At 60.1% G+C, this 13,866-nt stretch carries 10 protein-coding genes and 2 pseudogenes; 3 read left to right on the forward strand and 9 right to left on the reverse strand.

Annotated elements, in window-relative coordinates; all coding sequences use genetic code 11:
* Window positions 1–24: 24 nt before the first annotated feature.
* A pseudogene (locus EOA32_RS03550) lies at window positions 25–225 on the forward strand (dehydrogenase); the annotation flags it as partial.
* A 135-nt stretch (window positions 226–360) separates the two neighbouring features.
* Here the strand turns inward: EOA32_RS03550 and EOA32_RS03555 are convergent.
* The 8 genes from EOA32_RS03555 to EOA32_RS03590 all read right to left on the reverse strand — a co-directional run bounded on the left by EOA32_RS03555 (window position 361) and on the right by EOA32_RS03590 (window position 10,857).
* Complete coding sequence (locus EOA32_RS03555) at window positions 361–1,776, reverse strand: aspartate ammonia-lyase (RefSeq protein ID WP_128370896.1); 1,416 nt, start codon at window positions 1,774–1,776, stop codon at window positions 361–363.
* Window positions 1,777–1,860: 84 nt separating this feature from the next.
* Window positions 1,861–3,357: a GMC family oxidoreductase gene (locus tag EOA32_RS03560; RefSeq protein WP_128370897.1), complete on the reverse strand. Its 1,497-nt coding sequence runs from the start codon at window positions 3,355–3,357 to the stop codon at window positions 1,861–1,863.
* Between the two features lie 9 nt (window positions 3,358–3,366).
* Window positions 3,367–4,467 carry a sn-glycerol-3-phosphate ABC transporter ATP-binding protein UgpC gene (ugpC, locus tag EOA32_RS03565; protein ID WP_128370898.1) on the reverse strand — a complete coding sequence of 367 codons (1,101 nt, stop codon included), beginning with the start codon at window positions 4,465–4,467 and terminating at the stop codon, window positions 3,367–3,369.
* Between the two features lie 4 nt (window positions 4,468–4,471).
* A complete protein-coding gene (locus EOA32_RS03570; protein WP_067330598.1) occupies window positions 4,472–5,350 on the reverse strand; it encodes a carbohydrate ABC transporter permease in 879 nt (292 codons plus the stop codon).
* Window positions 5,340–6,224, reverse strand: coding sequence for a sugar ABC transporter permease (locus tag EOA32_RS03575; RefSeq protein ID WP_095799992.1), 885 nt, complete (start codon window positions 6,222–6,224; stop codon window positions 5,340–5,342). Before EOA32_RS03575 ends, EOA32_RS03570 begins: the two co-directional genes overlap by 11 nt.
* A gap of 87 nt (window positions 6,225–6,311) precedes the next feature.
* Window positions 6,312–7,562: an ABC transporter substrate-binding protein gene (locus tag EOA32_RS03580; protein WP_127213911.1), complete on the reverse strand. Its 1,251-nt coding sequence runs from the start codon at window positions 7,560–7,562 to the stop codon at window positions 6,312–6,314.
* 80 nt (window positions 7,563–7,642) lie between these two features.
* Window positions 7,643–8,953 carry a histidinol dehydrogenase gene (gene hisD, locus EOA32_RS03585; RefSeq protein WP_095832827.1) on the reverse strand — a complete coding sequence of 437 codons (1,311 nt, stop codon included), beginning with the start codon at window positions 8,951–8,953 and terminating at the stop codon, window positions 7,643–7,645.
* A gap of 101 nt (window positions 8,954–9,054) precedes the next feature.
* Entirely contained in the window at window positions 9,055–10,857 is a 1,803-nt protein-coding gene (locus EOA32_RS03590) for a thiamine pyrophosphate-binding protein (protein ID WP_128370899.1), read from the reverse strand.
* Window positions 10,858–11,344: 487 nt separating this feature from the next.
* On the opposite strand from EOA32_RS03590, the gene EOA32_RS03595 reads away from it, so the two are divergent.
* On the forward strand, window positions 11,345–12,229 hold the full coding sequence (locus tag EOA32_RS03595) for a sugar phosphate isomerase/epimerase family protein (protein ID WP_128370900.1): 885 nt from the start codon (window positions 11,345–11,347) through the stop codon (window positions 12,227–12,229).
* 64 nt (window positions 12,230–12,293) lie between these two features.
* Here EOA32_RS03595 and EOA32_RS03600 read toward each other — a convergent pair whose 3' ends face one another.
* Window positions 12,294–13,052 (reverse strand): DeoR/GlpR family DNA-binding transcription regulator, encoded by a 759-nt coding sequence (locus EOA32_RS03600; RefSeq protein WP_128370901.1) that lies wholly within the window; start codon window positions 13,050–13,052, stop codon window positions 12,294–12,296.
* Window positions 13,053–13,578: 526 nt separating this feature from the next.
* On the opposite strand from EOA32_RS03600, the pseudogene EOA32_RS03605 reads away from it, so the two are divergent.
* A pseudogene (locus tag EOA32_RS03605) lies at window positions 13,579–13,866 on the forward strand (Gfo/Idh/MocA family oxidoreductase); the annotation flags it as partial.

Genomic DNA, 13,866 nt, shown 5'->3' on the forward strand with positions numbered 1-13,866 from the left:
GGCACGATCTCGGCTCTGCTCTTGATGACGGTGATCGGCAGCCGTAACGCCACCAGGAGCGATTTCGATCAGGTCGCCGCATCGATCCGGGACGGCGAAATACCGATTACCATGCTCGTGACCCACCGGACCACTCTGGCCAAGAGCCCTCACGACATTGCGCGCTGGTCACGCGAGAAGGCTGGGCTGATCAAGGCTGTCATCGCCGTCCACGACAGGTCCTAACCAGCTGACGTAAGGGCCAGCAGTCTCTTGCGAGCGGCGCCTTACCCATTTGGCGCTGTGCGAACGGCATCCGCTGCCGCCAAGCCCGACGACCGGGATGTCCCGGTCATCACTTCCGAGACAGTCTTCCAATCTTCAAGCCGGGGAGGCGTCGGGGAGACCAGCGAACTCAGCGCTGTTGCCAAAAATATGCTCAACCTGGTCGGGAAGCAGAACCCCCGCTTCTTCAACGACTTGGCGTAAGGTCCTCTTCCCTGCCAAAGCGCGCTTGGACAATTCGGCTGCTTTGCCGTAGCCGATCAGTTTTGCTAAGGGCGTTGCCAGAACGAGGGATTGATCAAGCAGCGCTCTGCAACGATCAACATCGACTTCGATCCCGTCCACGCAGCGCTCTTTGAAAATCCGCATTCCTCTCGTCAACAACCGCATGGATTGCAGGATGTTCAAGACGATCACCGGCTCCATTGCATTCAACTGAAGCTGGCCCGCGCTTGCGGCCAGTGTCACGGTAAGATCGTTGCCAATCACCTGGAAGCTGAGTTGGTTCACCATCTCAGGAATGACGGGATTGATTTTACCCGGCATGATCGAAGAGCCGGCCTGCACGGGTGGCAATCGAATCTCGCCCAGTCCGCCAAGCGGCCCACTGCTAAGCAGGCGCAAATCGTTGCAGATCTTGGTCAGCTTGACTGCGATGCGCTTCAGCACGCCCGAAAAGGAAACGAAGCCGCCGGTGTCCGACGTTGCCTCGATGAAATTACGGGCAGCAACAAGCTGAATGCCTGATATTCGCGACAGATGACCGCAAACGATGCCTGGGAACTCGCGGGGCACGTTAATCGAGGTGCCGATCGCCGAGCCCCCAAGGTTGATTTCCAACAACAATCTCGCGACCGACTGAAGTTGGACGATATCTTCGTCGATGAGTTCAGCAAAGGCTCCGAACTCCTGCCCAACTGTCATGGGCACCGCGTCCTGAAGCTGAGTTCGGCCAACCTTGAGCTCATTCGCGTGCTGGAGCGCCTTGGCGCGAAACGCATCACGCAAATTGACTTGTGCCGATACGAGCCCGTCGCAGGCCCGCAAAACCGTCAGACGGATTGCGGTAGGATACACGTCGTTTGTCGACTGGGAGAGGTTTACGTCGTCGTTGGGGTGCAGCCTTGCGAAATCGCCAATTTTGGCGCCGAGTTTGATCAGGGCCAGGTTGGTAACAACCTCGTTGACGTTCATGTTTGTCGACGTACCGGCCCCTCCCTGCATCATGTCAACCGGGAAGTTTTCTTCGATCCCCTTCAGTTCGATGATATCGTCGCACGCATCTGAGATAGCCTGGGCCTTTTCGGGCGAGAGCAGTCCGAGTTCCATGTTTGCAAGACAAGCAGCCTTTTTCACCATCGCCATCGACTGGATGAACTCGGGAAAATCCTTCAGCCGCAGCCCGGACACATCGAAGTTCTGTTCTGCTCGACGGGTGTGCACGCCATAGAGCACGTGGCCCGGTACAGCGAGCGGTCCGATCAGATCCGTTTCGATACGGTCGGCAATCATGGTTGCTAACTCCGCTCAGCCAAGACCTCGGGCGTCACCCACGCAGGTGCAAGATTCACAAGTCTGGATACTAAGATGAGGTCCTCACGACCGGCTGATGACGGCGCCAGTCTTGATGGCGAGCGCCGCGATAGTCAGTGCCGGGTTGACGGCCGCGGATGTCGGAAGCACAGAAGCGTCGGTTACATAGAGGTTTGCAATTTCGTGGGAACGGCAATCAGGCGACACAACCGACGTCTCCGGATCGCTTCCAAGCCTGGCAGTGCCACACTGGTGCGAAGTCGTCTTTCTGCCGAAGGTTCGAGTAAGAACGATGGGGAAGCCCGCCCTTCGCATCACACCTCGCGTCCTGCGGATCAGCAGCTCGTGCGCTCGCATGTTGCTGCGAACCCAATGCATGACGATGCGGCCATTCTGAACCGTGACCCGGCTCTCTGGATTGGGCAGGTCCTCGCTGGTCAAGAACCAGCCATAGCAATTGCGGGCTATCAGCCCCGCCAGCCACCGTGGCAGCAAGGGCGCGTTCGCCTTGAGGATGTTACCCGTGATATGTCCAAGCAATTGCACGTTGCCAAGCGGGAAACCTGTTTCCGGATCGGCGTTATAGAAGTCGTTGAATGCCAGGGTCTTCTGGTAGACCGACGTATTGGCCGACCGCGGATCGATCGCCAGCATGGCGGTGGTGTTGTGGTTCATGAAGTTGCGGCCGAGTTGGTCGGAGCCGTTGGCCAGCCCGCGCGGATGCGCGGCATTCGCCGACCGCAGCAAGAGTGCCGCGCTTTGGACCGCACCAGCCGCAACGGCGAAGACGCCAGCGCTGATCCGCCGCTCAACTCCATCCTTGAAAAACACCGCGGCAGTCACCTTGCGACCCGTCGGATCGGTTTCCAGCCGTACGACACTGGCCCCGGTCACGAGACTGACGTTGCTGCTGTTCAACGCGGCAGTCAGCGGTCCAACTTCGGCGTCGATCTTGCCGGAACCCGTGTTGGGAAACGCATCCCAACCGGTCTTTGCGCGGCGAAGCCACTCATTGATGTCGATAGCCAGGGGAAGGCTGGCTGGATGGATCCCCGCCTCTTTCAAGCGAGCGCGCACGGCCGCTATGGGCGGCTCGTCGGGTACCGGCGGAAAACGGTAAGGACCGGTGTGCGGCGGCTCGGTGGGATCCTGCGTGGGGTCACCCCGCACCTTGAAAATCGCCTCGGCTCGCTCGTACCAGGGCTCGAGCTCCTCGTAGGTGATCGGCCATCCAGGCGAGGCGCCGTCCATGTGCGGGCGGGGCGAGAAATCCTCAAGCCTGTAGCGGTACATCACCGCGCCGAAGAATTTGGAATTGCCTCCAACATAGTAATAGTTGCCGGGCAGGAAAGCCTGCCCATCGTCGCCGAGCCACTCTTCGGTCGAACGGTAGAAGCCCTTGAGAAATATCGCCCGGTCGTCGCGCGCCTGGGGCGCGTCGCGCAGGTGCTCGCCACGTTCCAGAATCACGATGCGCCTGCCGGTGCCGGCCAGGCTATGGGCCAGGGAAGCGCCTCCTATGCCTGACCCGATAATGACGATATCAGCTGTTTGATCCACGTCGATGCCTCAGTCTATGCGTTGCTCATTGTCGGCATCGAACAGCACGATCTTGCCAGTATGGACCGCGAGGGTCGCCGAAGTGCGGGCTGCCACGGCCCTTGGCGGCACACGAGCTGTGACTTCGACCCCGCCTGCCTGGAAAAGAGCAAGCGTATCGGGGCCCGTAGGCTCGACAACGTCGATGTTTACCGTGACCGCTTGCGCGGCATGCTCGCCGGCGACGCTGAACAACTCCGGACGAACGCCCAGCAGAATACTGCGCCCAGCGTATTTGGCTGCGGCTTGTGAAGACAAAGGGATGCCTGAGAGGCGAGCAGCCGCCCCACCTGGGACGTCGATCACCGCGACTGGCCGACCGTCTTCCACGTCAAGTCTCGCCGGAATGATGTTCATGGAGGGCGAGCCCACGAACTTGGCCACGTATACGTTCGCCGGCCGGTCGTAGACCGACTGCGGATCGTCAAGGTGCTGGACCACGCCGTCCTTCATCACGGCAACGCGCGTGGCGAGCGTCATGGCTTCGATCTGGTCATGCGTGACGTATACGATTGTGGTTCCCAATCGTGCATGAAGACGCTTGATCTCGGTTCGCATGTCGACGCGCAACTTGGCGTCCAGATTGGATAAAGGTTCGTCGAACAGGAACAGCTTGGGTTGGCGCACGATCGCGCGCCCCATTGCCACGCGCTGGCGCTGGCCTCCCGAGAGTTGCGAGGGCTTCCTGTCCAGAAGATGCGTCATCTGGAGCAGGTCGGCCGCCGTCTTGACCGCCTTGTCCCGCTCGGCTTGCGGCACGCCGCGGATCTTCATGCCGAACTCGATGTTCTGGCGCACGGTCATCGTGGGATAGAGGGCGTAGGACTGGAACACCATGGCGATGTCCCTGTCTTTCGGCGACAGGTCGTTGACAACCCTGCCGGCGATGCGGATTTCGCCACCTGAGATGTTCTCGAGGCCGGCGATCATGTTGAGCAGTGTGGACTTGCCACAACCCGAAGGGCCGAGCAGCACCAGGAAGTCGCCGGTGCCGATGGAGATACTGACCTCCTTCAGGACTTCGAGGTCACCGTAGAGCTTGCGGGCCCGATCGATTTCAAGCGTTGACATAGCACTAGCCTTTCACGGCGCCGGCGGTCAGACCGCGCACGAAGTAGCGTCCAGCGACGACGTAAACGAGAAGGGTGGGGATGGCGGCAATCATGGCGGCCGCCATGTCGACATTGTATTGCTTGCGCCCCATCGTCACGTTGACGATGTTGTTCAGCGCCACGGTGATCGGCGATGATTGCCCTGCGGTGAACGACACGCCGAAAAGAAAGTCGTTCCAGATCTGCGTGAATTGCCAGATGCAAGAGACCACGATGATGGGGAGCGCGGTCGGCAACATCACTGAAAAGAAGATCCGGAAGAACCCAGCTCCGTCGATCTGCGCCGCGCGGGTCAGTTCGTCCGGGATGGTGATGAAATAGTTCCGGAAGAACAGGGTCGTGAAGCTGATGCCGTATACCGTGTGAACCAGCACGAGACCGGGAATGGTACCCGAAAGGTGCAGGCGACCCAGCAGTTGCGCCATGGGCAGGATAACGGCCTGGAACGGCAGGAAGCAGCCGAACAGCAACAATCCGAATATCGCGTTCGCGCCGGCGAAACGCCACTTCGTGAGAATATAGCCGTTTATCGCGCCTATCCCCGTGGACAGGATGACGGCGGGCACAACCATCAGGATGGAATTGATGAAGTATGGCCGCAGTCCCGTGCAGGCCGTGCCAATGCAGGCCTCCTGCCATGCCTTGTTCCAGGCTTCGAAGGTGATCGCCTGGGGCACCCCGATGAAGGAGCCGCCATAGATTTCATCCAGCGACTTGAGCGAGGTGACGATCATCACCCAAAGCGGCATCAGGTAGAAGGCGGCGAGCGCGATCAGCGAGCCATAGATGAACAGGCGGCCGATCTGGTGTGAACGACGCGCCGAGCGTGCTTCAGTGCGCATTGCGGTCCTCCCTCAATTCCGAATAGAGGTAGGGAACGATGATGGCTGCGACCGTCATCAGCATCATGATGGCGCTGGCGGCACCTACGCCCATCTGGTTGCGCCTGAAGGTTGCGGCGAACATGAAGGTGGAGGGCATTTCGGTGGCGCTGCCGGGCCCGGCATTTGTGAGGGCGAGCACCAGGTCGAAGCTCTTGATCGAGATATAGCTCAGGAGGACGATGACGCTCAGGAATGCCGGGCGCAGCATCGGCACGATGACGCTGAGGTAGATTCGCGGCAGGCTGGCTCCCTCGATCTGCGCGGCCTTGATGATCGAAGTATCGATCGCTCGCAGCCCGGCCAGGAAAATGGCCATCGCGAACCCCGTCGATTGCCAGACCGCTGCGATCACCACGCAGTAGATTGCAAAGCTTGGTTGTGTGATCCAGTCGAAGACAAAACCGGTCCAGCCGAGCTCGTTGACGACCTTCTGCAGGCCGAGGTCCGGGTTCAGGATCCATTTCCAGGCTGTGCCCGTGACAATGAATGACAAGGCCATGGGATAGAGGTAGACGGCTCGCAGGAAGCCCTCCGCCCTCACCTTCTGGTCGAGCAGAATCGCGAGGAACAAGCCCAGCGCGATGGTGATCGCCAGGAACAACGCCGTAAAGATGAAGAGATTGGCGACTGCAGTGTGCCAGCGCGGGGTCGACCACAAACGGACATATTGCTCGAGCCCGACGAAGTCGAACTTCGGGACCATCTGGGACGAAGATAGCGAGATCCAGGCCGTCCAGACTATGAAGAGATAGACGGCAATCAGAACGGCCAGAAGGCTGGGCGACAGGACGAGCCGCGGCAGCCATAGGTCCAATTTGTTTTTGAGCGACATGGGACTGACCAACCTCGCTATTGCCGAGCATTGTTGCGGACGGTGTCCCCGCCGGCACGATTGCCGGCAGGGCTTTGATGGCTTGGACTAGCGGGCGTTGTTGATCCCGTCGACCAGGGCCTGAACAGCATCCTTGGACGACATGTCGGTGACGAAGAATTTGCCGACGACGTCGGTGAAGACGCCGGCGAATTGAGGCTGGGCAGCAAAGCCTTCCGTGAGGCCGCCGAGCATCGCGCCGTTCTTCACCGCCGCCTCGCGGTCAGCATAGCTACGCTTCGCGCAGTCATCGAAACTGTCGACCGGAACGTCGGAGCGAGCCGGGATCGAACCCTTGATCAGGTTGAACTGCTTCTGCACCTCGGGATCCATGATCGATTCTGCCCAGGCGTCCTGGCCTGCTGTGGTCACGGCATCATCGACCTTGAACATGCCAAATGCGTCGATCACGAACTTGAAGTTGGGCTTGTCGGTCGGCGTTGGGAAGCAGAGGAAATCGACGCCGGGCTTGAGGCCCTTGGCAAGGAACTCGCCTTTGGCCCAGTCGCCCATGACCTGCATGGCGGCCTTGCCATCCGCGACCATGCCCGTTGCGACGGCCCAATCACGCCCGGTGAAGCCGTCATCGACAAGTCCGCGGACCTTCCTAAGCTTGTCGAACGTCGCGATCATTTCGGGGCTCGAAAGAGCGCCCTCGTCGAGGTCGATGACTGCCTTCTTGTAGAATTCGGGCCCGTTCACGTCGACAAGGATTGCCTCGAAGACCTCGAGGATCTGCCAGCTCTCGTCACCCATGGCGAGCGGGACCACACCGGCGGCCCGGAGCTTGTCTCCGTCGGCGATCAGCTCATCCCAAGACTTCGGTTCCTTGACGCCGGCCTTGTCGAAAACGGCCTTGTTCGCCCAAAGCCAGTTCTGCCTGTGCATGTTGATCGGCACGGAAATGAAGTCGTCTCCGTTTTTGACGAATGCAAGCAGCTGCGGGGCGAGCGCCTTGTCCCAACCGTTCTTGGTGTAGAGATCGTTGAGAGAGCGCAGGACGCCCTGCTTGCCCCAGTCGAGCCCTTCATAGCCAAGGAACTGCATCGTTGCCGGGGGGTTCCCGGCGGCAAGACGCGTGCGCAATGCCTGCAGCGCGTTGGCGCCGCTGAGACCGCCGACCGCGCTATCTTCCCAGGTGTAACCCTTCGAGGCGAGCTTATCGGTGATGACCTTGAGCGCTTTGACCTCGCTTTCGGACACCCAGTGATGAATGCCTTCGACCTTGCCCTTGCTTTCTGCCATTGCCGCAACCGGCATGAAGGCGATCGAGGCGGCTAGGATGGTGGTGAGCTTCATTGTAGTTCCCCTTGTTGCTTGCGTTGGTGGCTCGATGATCCGGCTCGATCCTGTGGGGCGCGTGCCGGGCGTGTTGCGCATCAGAGCGGTTCGGCTGCCGATGCGTATGGAACGTTGCGCCGGCCATAGCGGCGGACGCGGATGTTGGACTGCTCGGCGTGGCCGGCGAAACCTTCCATGATGCAGAGGCGCGAGCTGTACTGGCCGACCAAGGCGGACGCCTCATCGGTCTCGATCCGCTGGTAGGTGCAGGTTTTAAGGAACTTGCCGACCCACAGACCGCCTGTGTATCGGGCTGCCTTGTTCGTAGGCAGCGTGTGGTTGGTTCCGATCACCTTGTCGCCGAAAGAGACGTTGGTGCGAGCGCCCAGAAACAGAGCGCCATAGTTCTTCATCCTCTCAAGGAAATAGTCCGGATCACGTGTCATCACCTGCACGTGCTCGGAGGCAATGCGATCCGCTTCCGCCACCATCTCATCCAGCGTGTCGCACAGGATGATCTCCCCGTAGTCTTCCCAGGCTTTGCCGGCGACAGCCGCAGTCGGCAGGATTTTGAGCAAACGCTCGATCTCATCGAGGGTATCGCGGGCAAGTTTCTCAGAATTGGTGATCAGAACGGCGGGAGAGTTGACGCCGTGCTCCGCCTGGCCAAGCAGGTCGGTCGCCACGATCTCACCGTCGACACTGTCGTCAGCAATCACCAAGGTCTCGGTCGGACCGGCGAACAGATCGATGCCAACTTCGCCGAACAGCAGCCGTTTCGCTTCGGCGACGTAGGCATTGCCGGGGCCGGCCAGGATATCCACGGGAGCGATCGTCTCAGTGCCATAGGCCATGGCCGCGATCGCCTGGACACCGCCAAGGCAATAGATTTCGTCCGCGCCCGCAAGGGCCTGGGCGGCGACGATCTTGTCGGCGATCTTGCCTCGAAACGGCGGAGCGCAAGTGATGACGCGTTCGCAGCCTGCCACGCGAGCGGTCAAGACCGTCATGTGAGCAGAGGCAAGCAGCGGATATTTGCCGCCCGGTACATAACATCCAACATTCTGGATCGGTATGTTCTTATGCCCCAAAATTACGCCTGGTAGCGTCTCGATCTCCAGATCGCGAAGTGTGGCCCGCTGGGCTTCGGCGAATTTGCGTATCTGGTCCTGGGCGAAATCGAGATCCTCGCGCTCGCGTTTGCTCAACGCGTTGATGCATCCGTCAATCTCAGCCTTGGTCAGGCGATAGCTGTCGCGGTCGAACTTGTCGAAGCGGATGGACAATTCGCGCACTGCCGCGTCGCCCCCTTTCTCGACTTGCGCCAGCAATGCCTGGACTGTCGCGGTGACTGCGGGCTGGCCATCGTCTGCGACACTGCCTTTGGCGGGCTTGACCGTGCGTATCATGGCAATAACTCTTGGTTTGCGGGCGCTTGCGCGCCGCATCATCAATGTGGTGGATGGCGAAATGCGAGGGCGGCGCATGACCAACCCTCGCGTCAATTTTGCTAGAGGTGCTGTTCGCGTGCACGCATCTGGGCGTAAGCAGCCTGCTCTTTTTCGTAGTAGGCTGGCGAGGGGAAATCCCACCAGCCGGTGGCGAACGGCCCCGCAGCGTCACGCGACACGATGACTTCGACGAGAGCGGGCCCGCCGCATTCCAAGGCTGCCTTCAGGCTGCTTTCGAGATCTTCATCCTTCTCGACTTTCCAGGCCTCGAGCCCGAACGCGCGCGCTGAAGCCGTGATATCGGCCGAATAAGGCTGACCATTGCCCGAGTGATGGTTGAATTCGGAAGCAATGTGACGGCCCATGAACTTGCGCTGACCGCCTCGGATCGACATATATCCCGAATTGTTCAGCACGAGGAAGACCACATTGATGCCGTTCATCGCGGCAGTACCCATTTCGGGCAGCGACATCATGAAGTCACCGTCGCCAACGATCGCCACGACTTGGCGGTCCGGGCATGCGAGCTTTGCCCCCAACGCCGCCGGCACCGCCCAGCCCATTGGCGAATAGGAGCCCGAGGTCAGGTGGGTGCGAGGCTCGTAGACAGGGAAGCTTTGCTTCACCGAGCCCTGGGTATTGCCCGAACCGACAACCACAATACCGTTGCGAGCGAGTACCTTGCGCAAAGCGACCAGCGGGCGCTGGGAGGTGAAAGGCGTTTCGCGGCTGTTTTCGCGCGGCGACACCTGAGCGATCCAGTCCGCCTTGGCCTTCTGAACGTCGGCCAGGAACTGCTCGCGTTTGCCCAGAGCCTTTTTAGCATCGCCCTCCGAGATGAGGGCCAGGATCGCCTCCAAGGCCACCTTTGCGTCTGATACGATCCCCACCTCGGTCGGATAGGTCTTGCCGATCTCGCGCGGGTCGAGGTCAATATGGATCAGCTTACCTGGAGGGATCGAGAACGAGACGCCCTTGGCGAAGGAAGATGCCGACCAGTCGGTGAAGCGGCAGCCGACCGAAACGACCACATCTGCGGAAGCAGTGATCTTGTTGCCGCAGGTCGTGCCGGTCTGGCCGACTGCTCCAATGAAGAGCTCGTGATCTTCCGAGATGGCGCCCTTGCCGTTCCAGGTGATCGAAACGGCGGCGCCGACGCGCTCGGCCAGACGCGTCAGTTCGCTCGACGCGTTGGCCGTGATCGCACCGCCACCGGCGACGATGACCGGGCGTTCGGCACTCAACAGGACCTTGACCGCGGCCTCGATCGCGCTCGGATCGGGATAGGCCACGCCAATGGGAAGGCGCTTTTCCAGCGGATGAATGGTGACATCGGCCGCTTCGACCTGAACGTCCATCGGCACCTCGACATGCACGGGACCCGGGCGGCCGGTGAGCATGGCGTTGAAGGCGCGATGCATAATGCTCGGCAGGACCTGCACGGACTGGGCTTGCCATGCCCGTTTTGTCACCTGCTCGGTGATGCGCGGGAAAGCATTGTCCTGTTGGCGCTCGATCTCCTGCATGGTGCCATGGCCGTGCATGTAGGTCTGTGGCGAGCCGGAGACGTAGAACAGCGAGGTGGAATCGCAATAGGCTGTGGCGAGGCCAATAATTGTGTTGGTCGCACCTGGCCCGACCGATGTCGAACATGCCATTGGCCGGCCGCTTGCACGGAAATAACCGTCCGCCATGTGAACGGCGCTTTGTTCGTGCATGACCTGGATGAAGGGCAATTGCGAGCCTTCCTCCAGGAAGGCATCGAATAGAGACCAGATGCCATGGCCGGGAACACCAGCCACGTATTCGACGCCATATTCCTTGAGCGCTTTCGCGACGATCTGCCCGCCGGTCAGTTTCATTGTTCGACCCTCTTGTCTTTGTTGGCGAGGCGATTGTGAATATGCTCCTCGTCCATGCGCCTAGTAAGCAGTCATCTGTGGCTGCGCGACAAGTTCGCAGGGTAGCTTTAATAGACGCGATGTGACGCGCTGAGAAAGAAGCATTGCGACATATGGGATCGGTCAGTTCTCGTGGGCTGCGAACTCGGCCGCATAGCGGGCTCGTTTTTAATCGGAAGCCATTTTGCCCCCTTAGCAGCGAATTTGGCGCAATGTGACGCGACCGGAACCTTAGGTCGCGCACGAATTCGGGCTGCCGCGCAGTTCCCCCTCGGCATGCGATATGTCTTGATTGCGCGGGTAATCGGCTCGCGATGGTGAAAGCCATGAGCAACCAGAGTGGTTATCGGCCTGGCGCCGCAGAGCCAGCGAGGCTCTATGCCACCGTCATGATCCGGCAGGGACCTGGCATTGGACATAATCCGGTAGTCAATCGACGGGCACAGCAATGACGACGAAGCGCAACCAGCTAATTCTGCATGCTCTCGTGGCGCGACACGGCACGCTGGCCCTAGATGTGGATATTGCGCGCGAGCTCGGCTTCGACGGACTGGAAGCCTCTGGGGCCAAGATCCGCGCTTTTCTGGATGCCGGGTTCACTTTCCAGGAGCTGCGCCGCTTGATCGATGACATGTTCATTCCAGGCATCGGATTTCTTCTCGATGTGGAGCGCCACGGCAATGCCCGCAAAGCATTGCTGAAGGACGCGGAAGAGTTGATAGAACTCGCCGTCTCGGTTGGAGCGAAGGGCATTCAGGTCATCACCGGTCCAATCAGTCTCGCGGCTCTCGATCCCGAGGCCAGCAAGAGGCACCCGGATCTTTACCGAGGCGTCGTCGGGCTGCCGATCGAGGAGCAGATCGACATCACGGCGTCCGGGCTGGCAGCCGTCGCCGACCTCGCTGCTCAATGCAACCTGGTCACCTACCATGAGGCGCTGTCCTGGACCCCACTCAATACGATTGACAGGCAGCTTCTGACCATAAGGAAAGCGGCACGCGACAACATACGCGTCGTCGTCGATTTCTGGCACTGTTACACCTCCGGCGACGGCCCGGAACGCATTTCGCAATTGGACAAAGACCTCATCTACGGAGTTCACATTTGTGACTCTCTTGCGTTCAGCGGTGGCATCCCTAACGAGCCTGTTCTTCGCGACGTCGAAACCGGCAAGGGCGTATTGAACCTGAGAGAGTGGGTGGCTGCAGTGAAATCCACCGGCTACGACAGCTGGTGGAGTTGCGAGTTGTTCTGCAAAAAGCAGCACCAGATGGACAGCTACGATGTGGCGCGCGAGTTGAAAATCCTGATGCAGGATCTTGTCGGCTCCTAGTCTTGAGCGATCCGTCATCCGGCAACATCGGATCGACGGCTTGCGAAAGATTTTGTCGCAGTCCTCAGGCTATTCGGTGGATAACTGTGCCTTGGCGTCGAAACGGTTCGAGGGTCTCGGCATCAAGCTGGCGCCCAGCGAGCATATGGTCGATCGCGTCAGGTCCCGAAACCTGAAAGGGGGCGGTTTTCGCGATGCTCTCGGCCGTAGCGACAACTACTCTCGCGGCGCTTCGGCGGCACATAACGCGCTTGATTTCGGCGTCGGGAAGGTCAAAGGCGGTCAATCCGACGGAAGCATGGACCGCGCAATCGGCGACAAAGAACATGTCGGCGTTGAACTGCTCCAATTGCGAAAGGGCGGTAGTTCCAACAGAGCATCCCTTGTCCTGGTCGTACAAGCCGCCCAAAAGAACGACGCTCGCTTGACGATGCCCTTCCAGCGCAGTCGCGACAAGTAGGGAATTCGTCACAATCGTTAAAGACATGTCGCGGGGTAAGGCGCCGGCGAAGGCAACACTGAGGACTCCATGGTGCATCATGATCGTTGCGCCGGATTGTACGAGTTTCGCTCCGGCAGCAGCCAGCGGTGCGAGATCCATGGTCGAGGACCTCGACCGCTCGGGCCCGGTCTTGGCCTCCGATGCCCTTGCCAGCGCTCCGCCATAGACCCTGCGGCAAAGTCCGGCTCTGGCAAGATCGCGTAGATCGCGGCGCACAGTGTCTTCAGAGACACGAAATTCAAGAGCCAGCGCGTTGGCCAGGACCTTGCCATGCTCCGACAGTCTGTCGCGAATGATCGCTTGGCGTTCTTCAGCAAGCATTTCCAAACATCCTTAGGACCCGGGCAACTTTCAATTCGGTTCCAGCCCAGCGGATATAAATCCCAAGCGCCTCATGCCGCAATGTCGTCGTGAACAGACATCACGCTTGGCCTACGACAGGGGCGCGCGCTGCGGGCGACGACGGGAGTCGATCCTGCCGGCGAGCTTTGGAATGCACTTCAGGATCGGTAGAACCGGCTCGCGACCAATCCGCAGCTCATCGTGCCTGACGCCCCCGCTGCATGCAGGAGATGCTGCGCTTTTGGCGTGGCGCCGGCGCGTCTTGTGGAGCGACTATGATGTCGGTGCGGCTATCGCGATAGAGCGCTCGGCCCTCATTCCGATCGAACGGCATCAACGGTCGCATCACTGTGCGTCACTGATTGGAGCCGTGCGAAATTGTCGCTCGATTGAGCGAGTGGGAGGATGCCTTCAATCGTGACGCGGGCGCTGCCGGATTGAGCGACGCGCGACGCCTGTCTTTCCAGACCCGATGAGAGCCGGGCCAAATGCGCAAGAGTACCCCATGAACCTCCTGACAGATGACATCCCCCGCAAACGTCGCCTTCGCGCGGGTATGGTTGGAGGAGGACGAGGTTCCTTTTTTGCAAGCCGGCATCGAACTGCCATGCGGCTAACCAATCGTTTCGAACTGGTGGCAGGCGCGTTCTCGTCTAACCGTCACGCCTGCATTGAAGCCGGCAAGGCCCTAGGAGTGGCTTGGGACCGCACCTACTTCAGCTTCAGTGACATGGCAGCGGCGGAAGCGGCGCGCGATGATGCCATTGAAGTCGCGATTATCGTTACGCCCAAC

Source organism: Mesorhizobium sp. M1A.F.Ca.ET.072.01.1.1 (assembly GCF_004023325.1).
In the GTDB taxonomy this organism is placed as follows: Bacteria; Pseudomonadota; Alphaproteobacteria; order Rhizobiales; family Rhizobiaceae; genus Mesorhizobium.

What these genes read in the sequence shown, in the direction of transcription:
- EOA32_RS03555 (WP_128370896.1), bottom strand. Translation starts at nt 1,776, where the DNA reads ATGATTGCCGACCGTATCGAAACGGATCTGATCGGACCGCTCGCTGTA.
- ugpC (WP_128370898.1), bottom strand. Translation starts at nt 4,467, where the DNA reads ATGTCAACGCTTGAAATCGATCGGGCCCGCAAGCTCTACGGTGACCTC.
- EOA32_RS03570 (WP_067330598.1), bottom strand. Translation starts at nt 5,350, where the DNA reads ATGCGCACTGAAGCACGCTCGGCGCGTCGTTCACACCAGATCGGCCGC.
- EOA32_RS03575 (WP_095799992.1), bottom strand. Translation starts at nt 6,224, where the DNA reads ATGTCGCTCAAAAACAAATTGGACCTATGGCTGCCGCGGCTCGTCCTG.
- EOA32_RS03580 (WP_127213911.1), bottom strand. Translation starts at nt 7,562, where the DNA reads ATGAAGCTCACCACCATCCTAGCCGCCTCGATCGCCTTCATGCCGGTT.
- hisD (WP_095832827.1), bottom strand. Translation starts at nt 8,953, where the DNA reads ATGATACGCACGGTCAAGCCCGCCAAAGGCAGTGTCGCAGACGATGGC.
- EOA32_RS03590 (WP_128370899.1), bottom strand. Translation starts at nt 10,857, where the DNA reads ATGAAACTGACCGGCGGGCAGATCGTCGCGAAAGCGCTCAAGGAATAT.
- EOA32_RS03595 (WP_128370900.1), top strand. Translation starts at nt 11,345, where the DNA reads ATGACGACGAAGCGCAACCAGCTAATTCTGCATGCTCTCGTGGCGCGA.
- EOA32_RS03600 (WP_128370901.1), bottom strand. Translation starts at nt 13,052, where the DNA reads ATGCTTGCTGAAGAACGCCAAGCGATCATTCGCGACAGACTGTCGGAG.